This window comes from Burkholderia torrens (assembly GCF_984668525.1).
Map to the genome: position 1 here is coordinate 1,055,193 of NZ_OZ480211.1, position 21,501 is coordinate 1,076,693.

The 21,501-nt window shown below is 68.4% G+C and carries 20 protein-coding genes; 10 read left to right on the forward strand and 10 right to left on the reverse strand.

Annotation, left to right across the window (positions count from 1 at the left end):
* Positions 1 to 427: 427 nt before the first annotated feature.
* The 3 genes from AC5LXX_RS04895 to AC5LXX_RS04905 form a co-directional block, all read right to left on the reverse strand.
* Positions 428 to 940 (reverse strand): disulfide bond formation protein B, encoded by a 513-nt coding sequence (locus AC5LXX_RS04895; RefSeq protein WP_493410667.1) that lies wholly within the window; start codon positions 938 to 940, stop codon positions 428 to 430.
* A 138-nt stretch (positions 941 to 1,078) separates the two neighbouring features.
* A complete protein-coding gene (locus AC5LXX_RS04900; protein ID WP_493410668.1) occupies positions 1,079 to 2,455 on the reverse strand; it encodes an amidase in 1,377 nt (458 codons plus the stop codon).
* A 7-nt stretch (positions 2,456 to 2,462) separates the two neighbouring features.
* The gene (locus tag AC5LXX_RS04905; RefSeq protein WP_493410669.1) at positions 2,463 to 3,143 is read right to left on the reverse strand and encodes a GntR family transcriptional regulator; all 681 of its coding nucleotides are present in this window, start codon (positions 3,141 to 3,143) and stop codon (positions 2,463 to 2,465) included.
* Positions 3,144 to 3,420: 277 nt separating this feature from the next.
* Here AC5LXX_RS04905 and AC5LXX_RS04910 point away from each other — a divergent pair, with 277 nt between their 5' ends.
* A complete protein-coding gene (locus AC5LXX_RS04910; RefSeq protein WP_493410670.1) occupies positions 3,421 to 4,611 on the forward strand; it encodes a gamma-glutamyl-gamma-aminobutyrate hydrolase family protein in 1,191 nt (396 codons plus the stop codon).
* Between the two features lie 116 nt (positions 4,612 to 4,727).
* Positions 4,728 to 5,405, forward strand: coding sequence for a DUF2968 domain-containing protein (locus AC5LXX_RS04915; protein ID WP_493410671.1), 678 nt, complete (start codon positions 4,728 to 4,730; stop codon positions 5,403 to 5,405).
* A 90-nt stretch (positions 5,406 to 5,495) separates the two neighbouring features.
* Here AC5LXX_RS04915 and AC5LXX_RS04920 read toward each other — a convergent pair whose 3' ends face one another.
* Entirely contained in the window at positions 5,496 to 6,425 is a 930-nt protein-coding gene (locus AC5LXX_RS04920; RefSeq protein WP_493410672.1) for a hypothetical protein, read from the reverse strand.
* 206 nt (positions 6,426 to 6,631) lie between these two features.
* Positions 6,632 to 6,778, reverse strand: a complete 147-nt coding sequence (locus AC5LXX_RS04925; protein WP_185658122.1) for a hypothetical protein — start codon at positions 6,776 to 6,778, stop codon at positions 6,632 to 6,634.
* On the opposite strand from AC5LXX_RS04925, the gene AC5LXX_RS04930 reads away from it, so the two are divergent.
* The gene (locus AC5LXX_RS04930) at positions 6,777 to 8,072 is read left to right on the forward strand and encodes an MFS transporter (RefSeq protein WP_493410673.1); all 1,296 of its coding nucleotides are present in this window, start codon (positions 6,777 to 6,779) and stop codon (positions 8,070 to 8,072) included. The two genes, AC5LXX_RS04925 and AC5LXX_RS04930, sit on opposite strands and share 2 nt — an antisense overlap.
* Positions 8,073 to 8,159: 87 nt before the next feature.
* On the opposite strand, the gene AC5LXX_RS04935 is transcribed toward AC5LXX_RS04930, so the two are convergent.
* On the reverse strand, positions 8,160 to 9,998 hold the full coding sequence (locus tag AC5LXX_RS04935) for a tetratricopeptide repeat protein (RefSeq protein WP_493410674.1): 1,839 nt from the start codon (positions 9,996 to 9,998) through the stop codon (positions 8,160 to 8,162).
* A gap of 130 nt (positions 9,999 to 10,128) precedes the next feature.
* Between AC5LXX_RS04935 and AC5LXX_RS04940 the strand changes: the two genes are divergently transcribed.
* On the forward strand, positions 10,129 to 11,775 hold the full coding sequence (locus AC5LXX_RS04940; protein WP_493410675.1) for an FAD-dependent monooxygenase: 1,647 nt from the start codon (positions 10,129 to 10,131) through the stop codon (positions 11,773 to 11,775).
* 8 nt (positions 11,776 to 11,783) lie between these two features.
* On the opposite strand, the gene AC5LXX_RS04945 is transcribed toward AC5LXX_RS04940, so the two are convergent.
* Genes AC5LXX_RS04945 through AC5LXX_RS04960 form a run of 4 tightly spaced genes read right to left on the reverse strand, consistent with a single transcriptional unit; the run spans position 11,784 to position 17,086 of the window.
* A complete protein-coding gene (locus AC5LXX_RS04945) occupies positions 11,784 to 12,035 on the reverse strand; it encodes a formate dehydrogenase subunit delta (protein WP_493410676.1) in 252 nt (83 codons plus the stop codon).
* 7 nt (positions 12,036 to 12,042) lie between these two features.
* Positions 12,043 to 14,994, reverse strand: coding sequence for a formate dehydrogenase subunit alpha (gene fdhF, locus AC5LXX_RS04950; RefSeq protein WP_493410677.1), 2,952 nt, complete (start codon positions 14,992 to 14,994; stop codon positions 12,043 to 12,045).
* A 17-nt stretch (positions 14,995 to 15,011) separates the two neighbouring features.
* Positions 15,012 to 16,589: a formate dehydrogenase beta subunit gene (locus AC5LXX_RS04955; RefSeq protein ID WP_493410678.1), complete on the reverse strand. Its 1,578-nt coding sequence runs from the start codon at positions 16,587 to 16,589 to the stop codon at positions 15,012 to 15,014.
* A complete protein-coding gene (locus AC5LXX_RS04960; RefSeq protein WP_493410679.1) occupies positions 16,586 to 17,086 on the reverse strand; it encodes an NAD(P)H-dependent oxidoreductase subunit E in 501 nt (166 codons plus the stop codon). The genes AC5LXX_RS04955 and AC5LXX_RS04960 overlap by 4 nt, the downstream gene beginning before the upstream one ends.
* 131 nt (positions 17,087 to 17,217) lie before the next feature.
* Between AC5LXX_RS04960 and AC5LXX_RS04965 the strand changes: the two genes are divergently transcribed.
* The 6 genes from AC5LXX_RS04965 (at position 17,218) to AC5LXX_RS04990 (ending at position 21,499) form a co-directional block, all read left to right on the forward strand.
* Positions 17,218 to 18,324 carry a substrate-binding domain-containing protein gene (locus tag AC5LXX_RS04965; RefSeq protein ID WP_493410680.1) on the forward strand — a complete coding sequence of 369 codons (1,107 nt, stop codon included), beginning with the start codon at positions 17,218 to 17,220 and terminating at the stop codon, positions 18,322 to 18,324.
* A 101-nt stretch (positions 18,325 to 18,425) separates the two neighbouring features.
* On the forward strand, positions 18,426 to 18,695 hold the full coding sequence (locus AC5LXX_RS04970) for a hypothetical protein (protein ID WP_176049271.1): 270 nt from the start codon (positions 18,426 to 18,428) through the stop codon (positions 18,693 to 18,695).
* Positions 18,696 to 19,060: 365 nt separating this feature from the next.
* Complete coding sequence (locus AC5LXX_RS04975; protein ID WP_493410681.1) at positions 19,061 to 19,411, forward strand: DUF4148 domain-containing protein; 351 nt, start codon at positions 19,061 to 19,063, stop codon at positions 19,409 to 19,411.
* Between the two features lie 585 nt (positions 19,412 to 19,996).
* On the forward strand, positions 19,997 to 20,317 hold the full coding sequence (locus AC5LXX_RS04980) for a hypothetical protein (protein WP_493410682.1): 321 nt from the start codon (positions 19,997 to 19,999) through the stop codon (positions 20,315 to 20,317).
* Positions 20,301 to 21,059, forward strand: coding sequence for a hypothetical protein (locus AC5LXX_RS04985; protein WP_493410683.1), 759 nt, complete (start codon positions 20,301 to 20,303; stop codon positions 21,057 to 21,059). The genes AC5LXX_RS04980 and AC5LXX_RS04985 overlap by 17 nt, the downstream gene beginning before the upstream one ends.
* A 182-nt stretch (positions 21,060 to 21,241) precedes the next feature.
* Entirely contained in the window at positions 21,242 to 21,499 is a 258-nt protein-coding gene (locus tag AC5LXX_RS04990) for a helix-turn-helix transcriptional regulator (protein ID WP_111940446.1), read from the forward strand.
* The last annotated feature ends 2 nt before the right edge of the window (positions 21,500 to 21,501 follow it).

The window sequence follows — 21,501 nt, forward strand, 5'->3', positions numbered from 1 at the left end:
TGCGGATGGTTTGCGTTGTCATGATGAATCCAGTCGACATTGCGGATCGGGCGCGCGTTACGCAGGGAGCGGTGAGACCGCCTGGCCTCGCGCACGTAGATCGCCATCCAGTCCCGAAGATAGCATCGCCACGCGGCAGGAACATGGCCGGGCGGTGATCCGGGCTATCAGGAGGCGATCATGTCGATCATAGGCCCGCCGCGCGGGATCGGGGGACCGATGCGTGCGCATCGGGCCGAAACGCACGCGTGACGGGGCGGGGGCGCGACGCTCGCGCGACGCGCGTTCGCCCGGCGATCGGGGCGGCAGCGGAGTAGGTGTTTACGCGCGGCCGGCCGGATTGGGGCGGCGAAAGCGCCGGATGGAGACGTCGGCGTGCGGCTCGATCGAGCCGCACATGCCGGTGGCCGGCAAGGCGGCCGGCCGGTCAGCCCGCGAGCTTGCGGCGATGACGCCAGAGGCTCGCGACGACCGCGACCAGGATCACGGCGAAGCCGATCAGCGCCCAGCCGGGCAGCAGGATGCCGAAGATCGGCGGGTAGACGGTCTCGCACAGCCCGGCGACCTTGAACATGCCGGGGAACCACTGCGCGGGCGGCAGGCTGTCGACGATCGGCTGCAGCGTGTCGAAGCCGCAGCTGAAGCCCGGATTCATCTGGATCGACAGGTGTCGCGCGGCCGTGCCGACGCCGCCGGCCGCCGCGATCGCGATCAGCAGTTCGAGCACCCAGATGCCGCGCCAGTTGCGGATCCCGGCGGCCAGGAACGCGAAGATCCCGATCGCGCAGAAGAAGTAGCGCTGGATGATGCACAGCGGGCACGGATCTTCGTTCTTCACGTACTGCAGGTACAGCGCGCCAGCCAGCAGGGCGATGCACGCCCATCCGAGCAGCATCAGCAGGCGGCGTTCACGGCGTAGCGCAAGCGTGTAGTCGTTCATGTCGGCGGGGTTCCTCGTCGGTCGGTCCGGAAAACAATCGCGCGATTTTAGCGCGAACGGTCTGGCACGAAACTGACAGCGCGCGTGCGGCACCCTGCCGCATCGCGCGCACTGCCCGCCGGCGATCGGCTGGCGCGGTCAGCGGATCGTGTTCAGCACGGCTTCGACCGCCTGGCCGATCGCGAGCAGCGCGTCGTCGCGATGCGGCGCCGCCGCGAGCATCAGGCCCACCGGTGCCGCGTCGCGCGGGTGGCACGGCAGCGACAGGCCGCACGCGTCGAGGAAGTTGAACGCGCTCGGGTTGCGCAGGATCAGCGCATTGGTGCGCGTGAACGCGTCGTCGTCGGTTTCGAGGTCGGCAATGCGCGGCGGCACGACCGGCACCGTCGGCGCGACGAGCGCATCGAAGCGCGCCCAGACCGTGTGCGCGGCTTCGTCGAGCATCGCGGCGCGCGCGGCGAGCAGGTCGAGATAGTCGGCCGCGCTCGCGGGTTCGCCCTTCAGGATCCGCGTCAGCACGCGCGGGTCGTACTGGTCGCGATGCCGGGCGAGCAGCGGGCGATGCCATGCATACGCCTCGATCGGCGAGAAGCCGAAGCGGTTGATCTCCGGCAGCCGGTCGAGCGCAGGGAAGCGCACTTCGGTGACGATCGCGCCGGCGGCTTCGAGATGCTTGAGCGCGGTGTCGAGCGCGGCCGCGACGTCAGCGTCGACCCCGTCCGTCACGTAGTTCGTCAGCACGCCGAGCCGCACGCCTTCGAGCGACCGGGCGGCCGGCACGTGCGGCTCGAGGCCCGCGAGCATCCGGTCGACGAGCGCGCAGCACGCGACCGTCAGGCCGATCGGGCCGAACGAGTCGAGCGTCGTCGACAGCGGCACGCCGCCTTGCGTCGGGATCCGGCTCGCGGTCGGCTTGAAGCCCGTCAGCCCGCACAGCGCGGCCGGAATGCGGATCGAGCCGCCGGTATCGGTGCCGAGCGCGACGGCGGCCATCCCGTCGGCGACGGACGCGGCCGCCCCCGACGACGAACCGCCGGAAATCCGCGCGTCGCCCGGCACGTCGCGATGGTACGGCGAGCGCGGATTGCCGAAGTGCGGATTCAGTCCGAGCCCCGAGAACGCGAACTCGCTCATGTTGGTGCGGCCGACCAGCACCGCGCCCGCCCGCTTGAGCCGCGCGACGGCGACCGCATCGGTGCGCGCGGGCGGCGCGCCGTCGAGCACGCGCGACCCCGCGCGCGTCACCTGGCCCGCGACGTCGAACAGGTCCTTCACCGATACCGGGATACCCGCGAGCGGCGACAGCACGGTGCCCGCGGCGCGCAGCCGGTCGTGTGCGTCGGCGGCCGCACGCGCGTTGTCGGCGTCGACTTCGGTGAAGACGACGGCGCCCTGGCCCGACGGATCGGCGATCCGGTCGAGCGCGGCGTCGACGAGCGCGCGGCTCGTGGTGCGGCCGGCCGCGAGGTCGGCGGCGAGCTGGGCCAGCGGAGGAAAGGGCGTGAAAGTGGTCATGGGCGGCTCAGGGGCGAAGATGTTGGAGAAGCGTGGAGCGGAACGAATCGATATGGCCTTCGACGGCCGTGCGCGCACCGGCGGCGTCGCGCGCGGACAGCCGCTCGAACAGCTCGCGATGCTCGTGCTGGACGTCCGCGAGGTGGTGCGGTTCGGACAGCGTGACGAACCAGAAGCGCAGCGAGCGCTCGTGCAGCGCGCGCAGGATTTCCGCGAGGACCGTGTTGCGTGCGGCCGCGGCGATCGCCTGGTGAAACGCGCGGTCGAGTTCCATCATTCCCTCGACGTCGTGGGTGTCGACGCAGGCCTGTCCGTCGTCGAGCAGCGCAGCCATGCGCGCGAGATCGTCCGGCGTCGCATGGCGCGCGGCGAGTTCCGCGCAGTGCGCTTCGTTGATGCGCCGCACGTCGATCACCGCGACGATGTCGTCGAGCGACAGCGGCTGCACCATCAAGCCCTTGCGCGGCATCACGGACAGCAGCCCTTCGAGCACGAGCCGATGCACGGCCTGATGCACCGGCGTGCGGCCGATCCCCGTGCGCGCGACGAGGTCGGCTTCGTTGAGCGCGGCGCCCGGCTTCAGGCGCATCGTGATGATGTCGCGCTGGATCAGCGCGTAGGCGCGGTCGGCGAGGCTGGCCGCCGGCGCGGCGGGCCGGTCGCGGGTGACGTCGGTCAGGGTAATCATGCGAGGTGCGGCGCGGCGGCCGGACGGGGCGCGATCATGGCGCGGGCGATCGGGAGCGTGGACGATGCGTGGATATTATTGTGATATATCACTGGTGTCCAGTGCGGGCGGCGAGACACCGGTGGGGCAGGCCGCGAACGGGGACGGTCGCCGGCGTTGCTTGCATCGACTTGCAACAATGGCGACAGGATGTTGCAGGTTTGCCGCGCGATCGTGCACTGAAGCATAATGAATCCTCGTCTACCCATACGCGTGAGCGACGTACCAGACCATCGTCATGAGCGAAAACACGCCTTCCCCGGCCGGTCTGCCCGGCACCTCTTCCGCTTCTTCCGACTCCCTCCGTTCCGATCCGGCGAAAACGCCCGATGCGCCGGCCGCGCAAGCCGCCGCCGCGCAGAACGTCGCCGCGGACGGCGCGTCGCCGGTCACGGCCGCGTCAGAGCCCGGTGCGCCCGGCGCGGCGGCTGCAGCCGCCGTCGATGGCGTTGCCGCGCCGCCGAAGCCCGGCGCGCCGCCGCCCGGTTTCGGCGCGCAGCCCGATTTCGATACGCCGCGGCCGCCGCCCGCGAGCGCGCAGAACGCACCGCCGGCCTACCTGAAGCAGAGCGACACGCCATGGTCGGTGTTCGGCCGGATCGTCGCGGCGCGGGCACGCCGGCTGTTCGACCGCGCCGGCCAGCGCATCACGCAGCGCACGCTGCGCATCGGCGTGTCGGCGCGGATCTTCCATCCGGAGCCGGGCGCGAAGGGGCTGCGCGGCAAGACGCTGCAGTATCTCGAGGAATCGATCGCCCACTGGGTGATGTCGCGCGACGTGCTCGTGTTCATGATTCCGACGGTCGGCCACCAGGGCATGATCCATCCGAGCAACATCCGCCTGCGCGACTACGCGAAGCATCTCGACGGCCTGCTGCTGCAAGGCGGCGCCGATGTGTCGCCGCAAACCTACGCGGCCTCGGATGTGCGCCCCGAATGGCCGGGCGATCGCGTGCGCGACATGTACGAACTCGAGCTGCTGCATGAATTCGTCGAGTCCGGCAAACCCGTGCTCGGCGTGTGCCGCGGCTGCCAGCTGATCAACGTCGCGTTCGGCGGCTCGCTGTATCAGGACATCGCGACCGATGTGCCGACCGCGAATGCGCATGTGAGTGAACACTACGACCAGCATCGTCACGCGATCCGCTTCCCGGATTCGTCGACGCTGGCGAGCATGTTCCCCGGGCGCAGCGAAGCGATCGTCAACTCGATCCATCACCAGGCGATCCGCGATCTCGGCCGCGACCTGAACATCGAGGCCGTGTCGGCTGGCGACGGAATCATCGAGGGTATTCGCCACCGTCGCTCGCCGTTCGTCGTCGGCGTGCAATGGCACCCCGAGTTCCATCGTGCGGGCGGCTCGGAACTGCTCGACTGCACGCCGCTGCTCGATGCGTTCCTGCGCGCGGCGCGCGAAACGCGCCTGTAGCAAACCGCGTTTTTCCGCGTCGCACGAAGGCCGGCCGCATCCCGATAAATTCGAGATGCGGCCGTTTCGTTTTGGACGATAATCGCGACTCCCGATTCGTTCGCCGGAGTCTGACGTTGGTTTTCCGAAATTTTTCCCCTGCACGCTGTGCCACGTGGATCGTTGCGCTGGCGGCCTGTGCGCAAGCGGGCGCGGCCTGGTCTGCCGACGCGACCGCACCCGCCGCCGGTACGCGTCCGGCGGTGACGAGCCTGAGCGGCGGTGCCGCGTCGACGGACGCCGCCGCGCAAGGCAACGTCGCCGAACTGACGCAGATGCTGCGCGACGGACGGATCGTCGAGATGCGCACCACGTACAACGGCAGCTACGGCGCGAGCCTGCTGTTCGATCCGCGCGAGATGACGTACTACGTCGCGCTGTTCCAGGACAAGAATCTGTGGCGCGTGATCCGCTCGCAGGAGAAGAGCCGCGCGGAGATGGTGTATGCGAACTTCGTCCAGCAGACCGTGCAGCTTGCCGATATCGAGCTCCGCCGTACCGAGCTGCAGGCGCAGAAGGCGTTCCTCGAACGCGTGATCGCGCTGCAGTCGAATCGTGCGCAGCAGCTGCAGGCCGACCTGAGCGTCGCGCGCAGCCAGCAAGCCGAAGTCGCGCAGCGCCAGAAGTCGGCGCAGGAGCAGACGCAGGCGCTGCAGGTCGAGAAGCGCGCTGCGCAGTTGCAATTGCGCGATCTGCAGGAGCAGGTGCGGCGACTCGAGCAGCAGACCGAGACGGGGCTGCCCGCGCACAAGTAACGATTCGTCAGCAGGACGGCAGAGACGAGCGAAACCCGGCGAAGCGATCTTCGCCGGGTTTTTTATTGGGCGGTTGCCATCGGGACATCGTCAGCGCGCGAACGCGTCGGGCGTATCGGTCAAGCGGCGGTGGGTCAGTTGCGACGTCCAGTCGAAACCGCTGGCGCTCGCGTGCGTCGTGCGGGCGGGTTCGGCGCCGCGCAGCGCGTTTGCCATCGCGATCAGCGTGAGCGGATCGTCGAGCGTGCCCGTCGCGAGCGGCGGCGGGGCGCGCCGCTCGCGTGCCGCGACAGTGGCTGCGGTGTGCCGCAGCGGTGAATGGGCGGTGAGCCGCGTGACGGCCGGCGTTCGGGCCGGCGTCGTTGCCTGCTGACGACTGCTGGCCCGGTGCGGCGATGCCGCGGCGGTGCGTTGTGTGCCGGACGTCGCCTGCGGCGGAAGTGGCGCCGGACGACCGGCGACGCGGTGTGCGGCGGGCTGCGATTCGGCCGCTTTCGTGACAGGTGTCGCCGCCGTGCGCGGCGGCGGCGCGGCGCGCGTCGATGGGCCGGGCCGACCGGCGGCGGCGCGCACGGTGCCGGTGGCCGAGGTCGAGCGATCCGGCACGGTGCTCGCCGCATGAATCTCATATGCGGACCTGAAACCCGTGGGCGGTTCATGCGCGGCGATCAGCCAGCCGATGATGCCGAGCGCGCCGATGCTCCAGCAGGTTGCGTACATCGCGCGGCGGTCCCGCGGGGGGGCGGCAGTATGCCGGAAGTGCCGGCCCGCGACGGCGGGCGGTCCGGCCGAAGCGGGTGCGGACGTCATCGCGGGCAACGGCTGCCAGCGGCACACGCTGTGCGGCCGGTCGACGTCGATGCAGGACGTCGTCAGTGTCGCGAGGCAGTTCTTGCTGGGCCGCGCACCGGGCGCGCCGCGAAACTTCCATTCGCGGCCGAACAGCGGGACGTGGTCGAGCGGGGCGACGCGAGGGCGGGCGAGCGCGCCTTCGACGGGGACGAGGGGCGATGGGGTCATGAGAGCGGTGCGCCGTGCGACACGGGCAACCGTGCCGGCGCGGCGCGGAAGTGTCGTCGCAAATCGTGACATTGTGGTCAGCCGGCGAAGGCAGGTCGATCGGATTGATCTGATTCTTGTGCCCGATTCAGGACGACTCGTACTAGGCGGGTACCGCGACGGCAACGACAGCGGCGCTACAAGGCAAATGTCGGCTTCGCGTGGCATCATTCGCGGACCATGCCGGTGCACGCGTCGTCGTGCGATGCGCCGCCGGCGGGCAGCGATGCCTGCGCGCGCCGGCCAGGCGCGACACGCATCGCCGGGTCCATGCGGCGCGCATGCGCGCCATCCGAGTTGAGCGAGAAAAACATGTCCACAGCGTCACACGCCATCGCGCAGGAATCGAAAGTCCGCACCGTGTTCCGGGTCGTCAGCGGCAACTTCCTGGAAATGTACGACTTCATGGTCTACGGGTATTACGCGGCGGCCATCGCGAAAACCTACTTCCCGAGCGGCAACGCATTCGCGTCGCTGATGCTGTCGCTGTCGGTGTTCGGCGCGGGCTTCCTGATGCGGCCGGTCGGCGCAATCGTGCTCGGCGCGTACATCGATCATCACGGCCGCCGCAAGGGGCTGATCCTGACGCTCGGGCTGATGGCGATCGGCACGCTCGCGGTGGCCGCGATACCGGGCTACGCGACGATCGGCGTGCTCGCGCCGGTGCTGGTGCTGCTCGGCCGGCTGCTGCAGGGCTTCTCGGCCGGCGTCGAACTCGGCGGCGTGTCGGTCTACCTGTCGGAGATCGCGACGAAGGGGCACAAGGGGTTCTATACGTCGTGGCAGTCGGGCAGCCAGCAGGTGGCCGTCGTGTTTGCCGCGCTCGTCGGCGTGTTGCTGAACCGCGCGCTGCCGGCCGAGGAGATGAGCGCATGGGGCTGGCGCATCCCGTTCCTGATCGGCTGCCTGATCGTGCCGTTCCTGTTCCTGATCCGCCGTTCGCTGAAGGAAACCGACGAATTTCTCGCGAAGCGTCACCGCCCGACGATGGGCGAGATCATGCGCTCGATGCTGGACAACTGGGGTGTCGTGGTCGCAGGCATGGGGATGGTGATCATGACGACGGTGTCGTTCTACATGATCACCGCGTATACGCCGACGTTCGGCAAGGAAGTGCTGCACCTGTCGTCGCTCGACGCGCTGGTCGTGACCGTCTGCGTCGGCATCTCGAACCTCGTGTGGCTGCCGTTGTCCGGCGCGCTGTCCGACCGCATCGGCCGCCGCCCGGTGCTGATCGCGTTCACCGTGCTGACGCTGTTGACGGCTTACCCGGCCGTGCTGTGGCTCGTCGGCGATCCGTCGTTCCTGCGGCTGCTCGCGGTCGAACTGTGGCTGTCGTTCCTCTATGCGTCGTACAACGGCGCGATGGTCGTCGCGCTGACCGAAGTGATGCCGGCGGACGTGCGTACGGCCGGCTTCTCGCTCGCGTACAGCCTGGCGACGACGATCGGCGGCTTCACGCCCGCGATCTCGACGCTGCTGATCCACCAGACGGGCAACAAGGCGGCGCCGGGGCTGTGGCTGAGCGTCGCCGCGATCTGCGGGCTGATCGCCACGCTCGTGCTGTATCGCACGTCCGAGGCGCGCAACCAGTACAAGGCGGCCTGACGGCCGCCTGTCCGTCGCGCTGCATGGGCTGCGGATCGCATTGAAAAAGGGAGCGCACTTGAACTGCGCTCCCTTTTTCGTCTGCGCTCAGGCGTCGCGCAGCTTGCCGGCAACCTTGGCCGCCACGTCGAGCCATTCGCCCGGCGCGGGCTGGCGGGCGATTCGGGCCTGCGGATACCACGGGCAGTCGTCGCCGGTGAACCAGCGCCAGTCGGACGCGAACGGCAGCATGACCCATAGCGGCTTGCCGAGCGCGCCCGCGAGGTGTGCGACGGCCGTGTCGATCGTGACGACGCCGTCGAGCCGCTCGATCAGCGCGGCCGTATCGGCAAAGTCGTTCAGCCGGCCGTCGAGGCGATGCACGCGCGGATGCGCGTCGACGCGTGCGCGTTCGTCGTCGTCGAGGGCCGGCTGCAGCACGATCCAGTCGATGTCCGGCAGCGCGAGCAGCGGCGCGAGCGCGTCGAACGGCATCGAGCGGTTTTCCTGCGCCTGCCGGCGCCCCGACCATGCCAGCCCGAACTTGCGCTTCGACTGCCCGCCGAGCGAGCCGCGAAAGCGCCGGCGGGCGCCGTCGGGCGCGTCGAGGTAGCGCGAGCCGCCGACGATGTCGTCCGGTTGCAGCCCGAGCAGGAACGGCAGGCTCATCATCGTGCAGGCGACATCTGCCGCGGGCGGCCTGGCCGCACCCTGTGCGACGAGCGTCACGCGCCAGCGCGATGCGGCCGGCGCCAGCAGTGCCACGAGTTCCGGCTGGACTTCGAGCACGACCTGCGCGCAGCGTGCGCGGGCCAGCGGCACGAAGCGGACGAACTGCAGCGTGTCGCCGAACCCCTGTTCCGCGCGGATCAGCAGCGTGCGCGCCGCAATCGGCTCGCCCTGCCAGCGCGGCAGTGTGCCGAGCGGCGTGGCGCCCGGCGTGTCGTGGCGCGCTTCGTACGCGGGCAGGCCGCGCGTGAAATCGCCGAGCGTCAGCAGCGTGACCGCGCGGTGCAGCCGCGCGAGCGTGAGATCGGGCGCGACGCGCAGCGCCTGGTCGAATGCGCGCAGCGCCATCTCGTGTGCGCGGAGCGCGTGGTGCGCGTTGCCGAGATTCAGCCACGCGAGGCCGAACGACGGATCGAGGCCGACGGCGCGCTCGTAGTAGGGCAGCGCATCGCGGTGGCGCGCCTGCGCGCACAGCGCGTTGGCGAGCCCGAACAGCGCGAGCGGAAACGGCGGGTGCAGCGCGAGCGCGGCTTCGAACGCGGCTGCCGCTTCGGCATGCCGGCCGACCGCATCGAACGTGTTGCCGAGATTGAAATGCGCGGCGACGAAACGCGGTTGCGCGGCGATCGCGGCCTGGAAGTGCGCGATCGCGTCGTCGGCACGGCCCATCGCGTTCAGCGCCATCGCGAGGTTGTTGTGCGCGCCCGCATGCCCGGGGCGCAGTTCGAGCGCACGACCGAAAGCGGCGAGTGCGTCGTCGTGGCGGCCGAGCGCGTTCAGCGCGTTGCCGAGATTGTTGTGGATCGATGCGTCATCGGGCGTGAGCCGCAGCGCGCGGCCGAACGCATCGATCGCATCGTCGTGACGCTGCAGTGCCGCATACGCGTTGCCGAGGTTGTAGTGCGCGAGCGGAAATTCGGGCGCGAGCGTCAGCGCGTTGCGAAAGCGGTCGATCGCCTCGTCGAGCCGGCCGAGCGCCTTCAGCGCGTTGCCGAGATTGAGCTGCAGCGCGGCATCGTCCGGACGCAGCGCGACCGCGCGGCCGACGAGATCGGCCGCTTCGGCGTGCTGGCCCTGCTGGTGCCGCAGCACGCCGAACAGGTGCAGCGCGTCGGCGTCGGCGGGGTTGGAGGCGAGCGCGTTGCGATAGCCGTGCTCGGCCTCGGCGAGGCGGCCAGCGCGGTGTGCGGCGTACGCCCGGTCGAATGCGGAATCCATGACGCGAAAACTGACGGAAAGCCGGCATTTTCCCACACCGCGCGGTGGTGCCGCGAGTTTGCCGATCGGCATATGGCCCCGTCACGCGGAGCGGCGTATCCTTGCAGGATCGCGTGTCATCGAGGTTCTCATGGCTGACACCTTGCCCGATATCCCGCCCGTGCTGATCGTCGGCGCGGGGCCGACCGGTCTTGCCGCGGCGATGAGCCTCGCGCGGGCCCGCGTGCCGGTGCGCATCATCGATCGCCTCGCGGCGCCCGCGCCGTATTCGCGCGCGATCGGCATCCAGGCGCGCACGCTCGAACTGCTGGAGCAGCATCGCGCGGTCGAGCCGTTTCTCGCACTCGGTCATCGCGCACACGCAGCCGCGCTGCATGCCGACGGCCGCGTGATCGCGCGGCTCGATTTCGATCCGCTGCAAACGCGCTATCCGTATCTGTTGTTTCTCGACCAGAGCGTCACCGAGCGTTTGATGGCCGAGCATCTGGCGCAGTTCGGCGTGACCGTCGAGCGCGGCGCGGTACTGACCGCGTGCGACGCGGGCGGCACGTCGCTCGACGTATCGATCCGCTGCGCGGACGGCCGCGACGAGTCGTTCGCGCCGTCGTACCTGATCGCGGCAGACGGCGCGCACAGCACGGTCAGGCATCTGCTCGGCCTGGGCTTTGCCGGGCAGGCGTTCGAGCAGACGTTCCTGCTCGCCGATTTCGCGGCGATACCCGACTGGCCGGACGAAGAGATCCACCTGTTCACGTCGCCCGAAGGCATGGCCGGCCTGTTTCCGATGGGCGGCGGCCGTTACCGGCTCGTGGCCGACCGTCCGCCCGGCAGCGGCGCGTCGTCCGATGCGCCGCCGCCGACGCTCGCGGAGTGCGATGCGGTCGTGCATCAACGTGCCGGAGTGTCGATCTCGCCGAGCGATCTGGCGTGGTCGTCCTATTTTCACCTGCACAGCCGGATGGTCGACCGGTTGCGTCACGGCCGCGTGTTCTTCGCGGGCGACGCCGCGCACGTCCACAGCCCGGCCGGCGCGCAGGGTATGAACACCGGCATCCAGGAAGCGTTCAATCTCGGCTGGAAGCTTGCGCGCGTGCTTGCCGCCGGTACACCCGAGCGACTGCTCGACACGTATCACGCGGAGCGCCATCCGATCGAGCGCGACGTATTGCGGCAGACCGGTTTCGTCACGCAGATGGTCGAAGCCGAGCGTGGTGCGATGAAGCTGCTGCGCGATCATGTCGTGCCGCTGCTGGCGTCGTTCGGGCCGATGCGCGACGCGGTGCGGCGCACGGTCAGCGAGCTTGGCGTGCAGTACCGGAAGAGCCCGCTCACGCTCGAGCGCGTGCTCGACGGCGGGCCGCGCGCGGGCGAGCGGGCGCCCGATGCGCTCGTGCATGTGCTCGACGGGCCGCTCGGCCGGGCGCCGGGAACGGCGCGGCTCTACGATATTCACGATCCGGCGAGCTTCACGCTGCTGTTGCTGGAGGAGCCGGTGGATGCCGACACCGGCGAGGTGCCGCCGATGCCGGCCGATGCGCAGGCGATCGTGCAGGGGCTCGAACGGATCATGCCGGAGGCGGTGCGCGTGTGGCGCGTCACCGATGCGGCAGGCAACGGGGCCGCCGGGCTGGCGCAGGAATACGGTCGCTCGCGGCCGTCGTTCTACTTGTTGCGGCCCGACGGTTATGTCGCCGCGCGCGGGCGCACGGCAACCGACGCGAACGCGCTGCTGCGCCACTGCGAAACCTGGTTCGTGGGCGCGGCGCAGTCCGCGTAGCGGCGCGCTCAGGCGCTCGCGGCGGCGGGCACGAGCGATGCGCGGTGCGCGGCGATCGCGTCGCGCACGATCGGTGCCGCGCGTTGCGCGCCTTCGCCCGACGGATCGTCGAGCGCGGCGAGCAACGCGCGGCGCATCCGCGGTTCCCAGAAGCGCCGGATATGATCGGCGATGCCGGCCAGCGCTTCGTCGCGATCGGGCATCGATTCGAAGAATGCGCCGATCTGGTTGGCCATGTCGATCAGGTGTTCGTGGTCCATCGCTGCCTCACTTGCCTGTCGTCACGGTGTCGGGAGTGGCCGCGCGGCGCTCGAGCAGGTCGATCTGCTCCGCGTTGAAGCGCGCGTACGCACGCTGCCAGTCGGACGGCTGCGCAACCGGCATCACCTGCACGGCCGTCACCTTGTATTCCGGGCAGTTCGTCGCCCAGTCGGAGCTGTCGGTCGTGATCACGTTCGCGCCCGATTCGGGGAAGTGGAACGTCGTGTACACGACACCCGGCTGCATGCGCTCCGTCACGAGCGCGCGCAGCACCGTGTGCCCGGCGCGCGATTCGATGCCGACCCAGTCGTCGCTCCGGATCCCGCGATCCTGCGCGTCGTGCGGATGGATCTCGAGGCGGTCCTCCTCGTGCCACCGGACGTTTTCGGTCCGGCGCGTCTGCGCGCCGACGTTGTATTGCGACAGGATGCGGCCCGTCGTCAGGATCAGCGGGTAGCGCTGCGTGACCTTTTCCGGCGTCGGAATGAACTTGGTGATCACGAACCGGCCTTTGCCGCGCACGAACGCGTCGATGTGCATGGTCGGCGTGCCTTCCGGCGCGTGTTCGTTGCAGGGCCACTGGATGCTGCCGAGTGCGTCGAGCTTCTCGTACGACACGCCCGAGAAGGTCGGTGTGAGCCGCGCGATCTCGTCCATGATTTCCGACGGATGCGTGTAGTGCATGTCGTAGCCGAGCGCCTGCGACAGCAGCAGCGTCACTTCCCAGTCCGCGTAGCCCGCGAGCGGTGGCATCACCTTGCGCACGCGCGAGATGCGGCGCTCGGCGTTCGTGAACGTGCCGTCCTTCTCGAGGAACGTCGAGCCCGGCAGCAGTACGTGTGCGTACTTTGCGGTCTCGTTCAGGAAGATGTCCTGCACGACGATGCATTCCATCGCCGACAGCGCGGCCGCGACGTGCTGCGTGTTCGGGTCCGACTGGACGATGTCCTCGCCCTGGCAGTAGAGCCCCTTGAAGCTGCCGTCGAGCGCGGCATCGAACATGTTCGGGATGCGCAGCCCCGGCTCCGGCTGCAGCGTGGCCGACCACGCCTGTTCGAACTGCGTGCGCACGACCGCGTCGCTGATGTGCCGGTAGCCGGGCAGTTCGTGCGGGAACGAGCCCATGTCGCACGAACCCTGCACGTTGTTCTGGCCGCGCAGCGGATTGACGCCGACGCCTTCGCGGCCGATGTTGCCGGTCGCCATCGCGAGGTTCGCGATGCCCATTACCGTCGTCGAGCCCTGCGCGTGTTCGGTGACGCCCAGCCCGTAATAGATCGCGGCATTGCCGCCCGTCGCGTAGAGGCGGGCGGCTTCGCGCACGCGCTCGGCCGGCACGCCCGTCACGTCGGCGGTTGCTTCCGGTGAATTCTCCTCGCGCGACACGAATTCGCGCCATTGCTCGAACGCGCGTGTGTCGCAGCGCTCGGCGACGAATGCATCGGCAACGAGCCCTTCGGTGACGATCACGTGCGCGAGCGCGTTGACGATCGCGACGTTGGTGCCGGGGCGCAGCTGCAGGTGATGCGTGGCCTTCACGTGCGGGCCGTCGACGACGTCGATGCGGCGCGGATCGATCACGATCAGCTTCGCGCCTTCGCGCACGCGGCGCTTCATCCGCGAGCCGAACACCGGGTGGCCGTCGGTCGGGTTCGCGCCCATCACGACGATCACGTCGGCCTGGCCGACCGATGCGAACGTCTGCGTGCCGGCCGATTCGCCGAGCGTCGTCTTCAGGCCATAGCCGGTCGGCGAATGGCACACGCGTGCGCAGGTATCGACGTTGTTGTTGCCGAACGCGGCGCGCACGAGCTTCTGCACGAGATAGGTTTCCTCGTTCGTGCAGCGCGACGACGTGATGCCGCCGATCGAATCGCGGCCGTACTTCTGCTGCAGCTTGCGGAATTGCGTCGCCGCGTACGTGAGTGCTTCGTCCCAGCTCACCTCGCGCCACGGGTCGGTGATCTTCTCGCGGATCATCGGCTTCGTGATGCGGTCCTTGTGCGTCGCGTAGCCCCATGCGAAGCGTCCCTTCACGCACGCGTGGCCTTCGTTCGCGAGGCCGTTCTTGTGCGGCGTCATGCGCACGACCTGCGTGCCCTTCATCTCGGCCTTGAACGAGCAGCCGACGCCGCAGTACGCGCAGGTCGTGACGACCGAGTGTTCGGCCTGCCCGAGTTGCACGACGGTCTTTTCCTGCAGCGTGGCCGTCGGGCATGCGGCGACGCACGCTCCGCACGACACGCATTCCGACGCCATGAACGATTCGCTTTCGCCCGCGGCGACGCGCGATTCGAAACCGCGCGCGGCGATCGTCAGCGCGAACGTGCCCTGCGTTTCCTCGCAGGCGCGCACGCAGCGGTTGCAGACGATGCACTTCGACGGGTCGTACGTGAAGTACGGGTTCGATTCGTCCTTGCGGTCCTTCAGGTGATTCGCGCCGTCGAAGCCGTAGCGCACTTCACGCAGCCCGACGACACCCGCCATGTCCTGCAGCTCGCAGTCGCCGTTGGCGGGGCAGGTGAGGCAGTCGAGCGGATGGTCGGAGATGTACAGCTCCATCACGTTGCGGCGCAGCGACTGCAGCCGGTCCGACTGCGTGCGCACCTTCATGCCGGCTTCGGCCGGCGTCGTGCACGACGCCGGATAACCGCGCCGGCCTTCGATCTCGACGAGGCACAGCCGGCACGAACCGAACGGTTCGAGCGAATCGGTTGCGCAGAGCTTCGGGACGTTGACGCCGGCCTCGATCGCCGCGCGCATCACCGACGTGCCGGCCGGGACCGTCACCGGCTGGCCGTCGATTTCGAGCGTGACGTCGGTATCGGCATGCCGGTGCGGCGTGCCGTAATCGGTATCGTCGAACGGGTCGCGCTCGCGTGCCTGCGCGGCGCTCTTGCACGCGCATTGGCCCGAGCCGCAGCCGCCTTGGCGGACGTTGTTCGTGTCGAGGGACATGCAGGGCTCCTTCTGGGTCAGGCCGCGGCCTTGGCCGGACCCGACGCGGCATGCTTGCCGGCAGCGAGCCCGAAATCTTCGGGGAAATGGTCGAGCGCGGACAGCACCGGGTACGGTGTCATCCCGCCCATCGCGCACAGCGAGCCGGCCAGCATCGTGTCGCACAGGTCGCGCAGCAGCGTGACCTGTCGCTCCGATGTGTCGCCGTCGCGGATCCGTGCGATCGTCTCGACGCCGCGCGTCGAACCGATCCGGCACGGCGTGCATTTGCCGCACGATTCGATCGCGCAGAACTTCATCGCGTATTCGGCCAGCTCGGCGAGGTTCGACGTGTCGTCATGCAGCACGATGCCGCCGTGGCCGACGACCGCGCCGATCGCCGCATACGCCTCGTAGTCGAGCGGCACGTCCCACTGATGATCGGGCAGGTAGGTGCCGAGCGGGCCGCCGACCTGCGCGGCGCGCGCCGGCCGGCCGCTGGCCGTGCCGCCGCCGAAGTCGAACAGCAGTTCGCGCAGCGTGACGCCGAATGCGAGCTCGACGAGGCCGCCCTGGCGGATGTTGCCCGCGAGCTGGAACGGCAGCGTGCCGCGCGAGCGGCCCATCCCGTAGTCGCGATAGAACGCCGCGCCGCGCGCGAAGATCACGGGCGCCGTCGCGAGCGTGATCACGTTGTTGATGACGGTCGGTTGGCCGAACAGGCCGGCGAGCGCGGGCAGCGGCGGCTTCGCGCGCACGACGCCGCGCTTGCCCTCGAGCGATTCGAGCAGCGCCGTTTCTTCGCCGCAGACGTACGAGCCCGCGCCTTTCGCGACGTGCAGCTCGAACGCGTGCGCGGAGCCGAGCACGTGCTCGCCGAGCCAGCCGGCTTCGCGCGCGCGGCCGATCGCGGCTTCGAGCGTGGCGATCGCGTGCGGGTATTCGCTGCGCACGTAGATGTAGCCGATCGTCGCGCCCGTCGCGATGCCCGCGATGATCATCCCTTCGATCAGGCAGTACGGATCGCATTCCATGAGCAGGCGGTCGGAGAACGTGCCCGAATCGCCTTCGTCCGCGTTGCAGACGACGTACTTCTGCGCGGCGCGCGCGTTGCGCACGGTGCGCCACTTGATGCCGGCCGGGAACGCCGCGCCGCCGCGGCCGCGCAACCCTGATTCGAGCAGCGTCTCGCACGCGGCATCGCCGTCGAGCGCGAGTGCGTTCTTCAGGCCCGCGAGGCCTTCGTGTTGCAGGTAGTCGTCGATCGACAGCGGATCGGTCAGGCCGATGCGTGCGAATGTGAGGCGCTGCTGGCGCGCGAGATAGGGCAGCGCATCGACGAGGCCGACGGCGCTCGGGTGCGTGCCGCCGTCCAGCCAGTTGGCGTCGAACAGCGAAGGCACGTCGGCGGCCGACAGGTTCGCGTAGCCGACACGGCCCGCGGCCGTGCCGACCTCGACGAGCGGCTCGAGCCACAGCAGCCCGCGCGAGCCGTTGCGGACCAGTTCGATCGCCACACCGCGCCGTTCGGCTTCCGCGACGATCGCAGCCGCGAGCGCGTCGGCGCCGAGCGCCAGCGCGGACGAATCGCGCGGAACGTAGATGCGGGTCGTCATGCGGCCTCCGGCGTGCGGGCGACCGCGTCGGCGAGCAGCGCGTCGAATTTCTCCGGCGTGACCTTCGCGTGCAGCACGCCGTTGACCGTCAGCGACGGCGACTGCGCACACAGGCCGAGGCAGTACACCGATTCGAGCGCGACGGCGTCCGGCGCGTGCGCAGCCGCGGCCTCGCCGTGCGCCGCGTCGAACCGGCAGCCCGTGCGTGCTTCCGCGTGTGCGGCGAGCGTTTCGCAGCCCATGCTGCGGCATGCTTCGGCGCGGCACATCTGGATCGTCACGCGCGCAGGCGCCGCGGTGCGGAAGTGGTGGTAGTAGGTCAGTACGCCGTGGACTTCCGCGCGCGACAGGTTGAGTGCCTTGGCGAGCGGCGCGACGCAGCCCGGCGGCACGTAGCCGGCGTCGTCCTGGATCGCGTGCAGGATCGCGACGAGCGACTGGCCCGCGCGCGCATGACGCTCGACCAGCGCGTCGGGCGCAGGGGAATTCGGGGACATCGGTTGTGCTCCTCCAAAGTCTCATATGCGCTCGAAATTCATATAGTGCGCACTGCGACTTCGTTCTGATTGATTTTGACCAACGATAAGCGGAAGATTTCGCGGTCGCAATAGGAAATCGGAGTGCATAATTGATTCGGATCGAATGCGACGCGTATCTGACCGTACGCGACACGGAAGGCCGGTCGGCCAGCCTGTCGGACGTCGCGCCGTTGCTGGAACTCGTGGCCGACACGGGCAGCATCGCGCAGGCGGCGCAGGCCAAGGGGCTGTCGTACCGGCACGCGTGGGGCATGCTCCGCGCGCTGGAGGCGTGCATCGGCGGTGAACTGATCGAAACGGCGCGCGGCAAGGGGTCGACGTTGTCGGCGCTCGGGCAGGCGGTCGTCGATGCGCAGCGTCTCGCGCGCAGCCGGCTCGACGGCAATTTGCGCACGCTGGCGGCCGAAGTGGCGAGCGACCTGAACCGGCGGCTCGCGCAGCGCGAAGGCGGCGTGCGCATCCACGCGTCGCACGGCTACGCGGTCGCGACGCTCGTGTCCGCGCTCGTCGATGCGCACGCCGCCGTCGACATCAAGTATCGCGAGAGCGTCGAGGCCGTACAGGCGCTCGCGCGCGGCGAATGCGACCTGGCCGGCTTCCATCTGCCGCGCGGCGCGTTTCGCGCGCAGTGCGCGCAGATCTACCGACCGTGGCTCGACGACACGCGCCACGTGCTGATCCACTTGACGCGTCGCCAGCAGGGGCTGTTCGTGCCGCGCGGCAACCCGAAGCAGGTCCGCGGGCTCGCGGATCTCGCGCGCAACGACATCCGCTTCGTCAACCGCCAGCCGGGGTCGGGCACGCGCATGCTGCTGGACCTCGCGCTGCGCGCGATCGGCATCGATCCGGAGCGCATCGACGGCTATGCGTCGGCCGAGCTCACGCATTCGGCGATCGCGGCGTTCGTCGCGAGCGGGATGGCCGATCTCGGCTTCGGCGTCGAGCCGGCGGCCCATCATTTCGGGCTCGACTTCATTCCGGTCGTCGACGAGGACTATTACTTCGCGTGCGAGCGTGCGCGGCTCGACGCGCGACCGCTCGCCGGCGTGCTGGCGCTGCTGCGCGATGCACGTTTCGTCGAGCGCGTCGCGCATCTGGACGGCTACGATCCGGCCGCATGCGGCACGCTGACGAGCGTCGCGACCGGGCTGGCCGGCGACGACGGCACGCACGCGCAGCACGGCAACCCGCGGTAACGAGGACGCGATCGAGCCCCGCTGCAGCAGCAGGGGATTTACGCTACGCTTGCCGCTTGATCAACGTTCCAACAAGCACGCCGTTCAGGCGTCATTCCGCCATGAAATTTTCCGTTTCCCTCGCCGCGGCAGCGTTGACCGCGGGGCTGCTGGTCGTCGCTTCGCCGTTCGCCCTCGCGCAGAATTCCCCGGGTGTGCCCGGCGGCATCCTGAGTGAACAGTTTCGGTTGAACGAGCATCCGCAGATGCCGTTCGCGGCGTCGGCGCCGTCGCAGAAATACCAGGGCAGCAAGAAGTCGGCGTTGCGCCGCAAGGGCGATCTCGGCGACCCGAACGGCTGCAACCTGAAGTGCCCGATGGATACCCAGTAATACGCCGACTGGCGCGTTCGCGCCCGGAGCGGGGCGCCGTGCTTTCGCGCGACGGCCCGATCGAGCGATCGACGGGCGCATGAGCGACGTCTCCGGATCAAACCGAGTTCGAGCCCCGCGAAGCATTGCCGCGTCGCGGGGCTCGTGCTTTTCGGCAGGCCTTCTCATGCAATGAGATGCCGGGCGAAGCCGCCGCCTGCGCGACTCGCCGTCCCGGCAATCAGTCTAGGGTTAACCCGTAATTCGGGAAGGATGTCTTCCAGAAACCTGCCTTATTCTTAAGCATGCGCCTACATAAACTTCGGTTTGTCAGCGATGAACAAGGTGTTCACCGCGAACACAGACAAATCTGGAGGTAGGTCATCATGAAGTCGCTCATTCAAGCTGTTGTCGTCGCCGCCGCTCTCGTTGCCCCGGTCGTGTCGTTCGCCCAGTCGGGCTCGACGATCACCCGCGCACAGGTCCGTGCCGAGCTGGTCCAGCTCCAGCAGGCCGGTTACAACTCCGCTCGCGGCGAAGATCCGCACTATCCGGAAGCGATCCAGGCCGCCACGGCCCGTGTTGCAGAGCAGCAGCGTGCGCTGGCGCAAGCGCAAGGCGCCGATGCCAGCGGCTACGGTGCGCAGGCTCAGGGCGCATCGGCGTCGGGTTCGCGCGCGATGGGTGTGCGTCCGGCCAGCGCTGAAGAAATGAAGTCGCTGTATCGCGGCAGCTAAGTCGCGTATGCCCGGTGTATGTGAGCGCCGAGTGCGACGACGCGTCGTGCCCGAGGCCGCAGTAGCCGGGCTGGCCGCCAGGCGCAGCCAACGACTGCGCGAGTGCGGTCGACCCATCCGTTACCTCCTGTCGCCGGAGCACCGGCGGCATTCTGCCCGGCCGCCCGTCCGTGGCTGGGCGCTTTTTTCGGCAGGAGAGCGGTGCATGCGTGTCGCGGCAACAAAAAACCCCGCAGACTTGCGTCATGCGGGGTTCGTGCGACGAGCGCGGAATTTGGTGGGGCGGCGGCAATCCTATTCGGGCCGCTCATCCTTATCAGGCAATGTTTTGATCTCTCGTTCAGCGAGAAGAACCCCCAAAAGAACCCCCGGACGATATGTGCTGGATGGATATCCACACGCCTGTAGAGCGTGCAGATGCACGCACCTGTACAGAAAAAACAGTGTCCCATCTACAATGGTGCGCAATGGTCGCCAAGCGTAAGCGACCTGTGGATCAACCGCACCTAGGTTAGCGCCCGAAAGCCCGATTCCCTTGCCGGGCTGGTGCGGTTGCCGCACAAGGGGTTTTGCCTGTGGGGCGCAATGGGCATCAAGGATGATCTGGCCACGCGAAACGCAGGCTTTATCAGTCTGCGTACGCTGTTGGAAGCCATAAGTAGGCACGAGAAGGTGAGCCTTCAAGAGGCCGCCGACTGGTTGGCCGAGCGGTTACGTGAAGCTAGTCGGTCGATAGATTCGGATGGGAAATGCCCGGATTGGTGCGAAATGCGACCGGGACACGGTGTCCAAGTGCTGGGTGGACATGACCGCATCGCCGCCGCTTGGGCCGCGCTTCAGGCCGTCGTAATCAACGGTACCTTGGGCAACGAATGGGAGGAAATGTCAGATGACATCCCCTTCTGATTACGACCGCATCGGATTCAAGGTATCGGAGATTTTTCCGTTTCTGGAGCGGTGCGGTGTCACGTTGCCGCACGGTGACGATGGCCCGGTGCCGGAAACTGCACCGCATGTTCCCGCTGAGCCGAGCGCGCCAGATTGGGTGAAGCCATTTATTCCGCGTCGCAAAATCTCCCTCATACAAGCCGCTGCGTTTTTAGCGGGCGTTGATCTTGATGCGCCGGTCTACCTCTCGGACGATGAGCAGGCGGAGCTTGGCCGGTGGCGCGAGACGCTTGAGGATGCAATCGACACCGGGGAAATCGAGGCGACAACATGGAGCACCGACAGGAGTCGGGAGCAAATGCTATCGCATGCTTCTGTCCGGTCATGGTGCCAAAGGTACGGTTATGACTGGCCGATTCCGGATGCTGACCCGCAACCGGTAACCAATGCTGAAGTGCTGGCTGAGAATCGGCGATTGAACGCGGAGGTTGAGCGCTTGAAGGCAGAACTTGCCGAAGCCAAGGAAGGGAATTCAATGGCGGATCACGAGTTTTGGCCGGAAGAGCTTGACGACTGCGTGAGCGTCTGGCGTGCCGCTACGCAACGTTGGAAGCCGAACGACGGAAAGACGCCCAAGACTGTTGTCGAGGAAGTGATCGACGAATTGCATCCCGGCGTCGAAGACGCCAAAAGGAAGCGCTACTCGGCGGTGTGCAACTGGGACAAGGATCGAAACAGAAAGGCGCGCACAAGGGAATAGGTAACCTGTTCCGAACCTTGCTGGGCAAGGGCTTGGGTCAATTCCGAGCCCGTTTCAGTTCACCTGTTTTCCATATGCGTCACCTTGCCGGCGTCCGTTTCCGGTGAACTGGTTTCACTATATTCGCCGCACCACAGTTCTTACGCTGCGAGCCATGTTCAACGACCTGCGAAGGTTTCCACATGGCCGCACATCATCACAACGCGCCGCCGTCCGGTAGCGCGCAATCCGAACCCCAAGCGCTGCCGCTTGACGGCTTCACTCGCTGGGCAGACCTGAAGCGCATCGTTCCCTTGAGCCACGAGTCCGTGCGTCTGCGCGAACTGGCGGGCCGCTTCCCGAGGCGCGTGCAGCTCGGCTCCGCGCGGTGCGTTGGCTGGCCCAATCGCGAACTGCACCGCTGGCTGGCCGATCCGGCCGGCTATCGCGTCGAGGGGTGAGG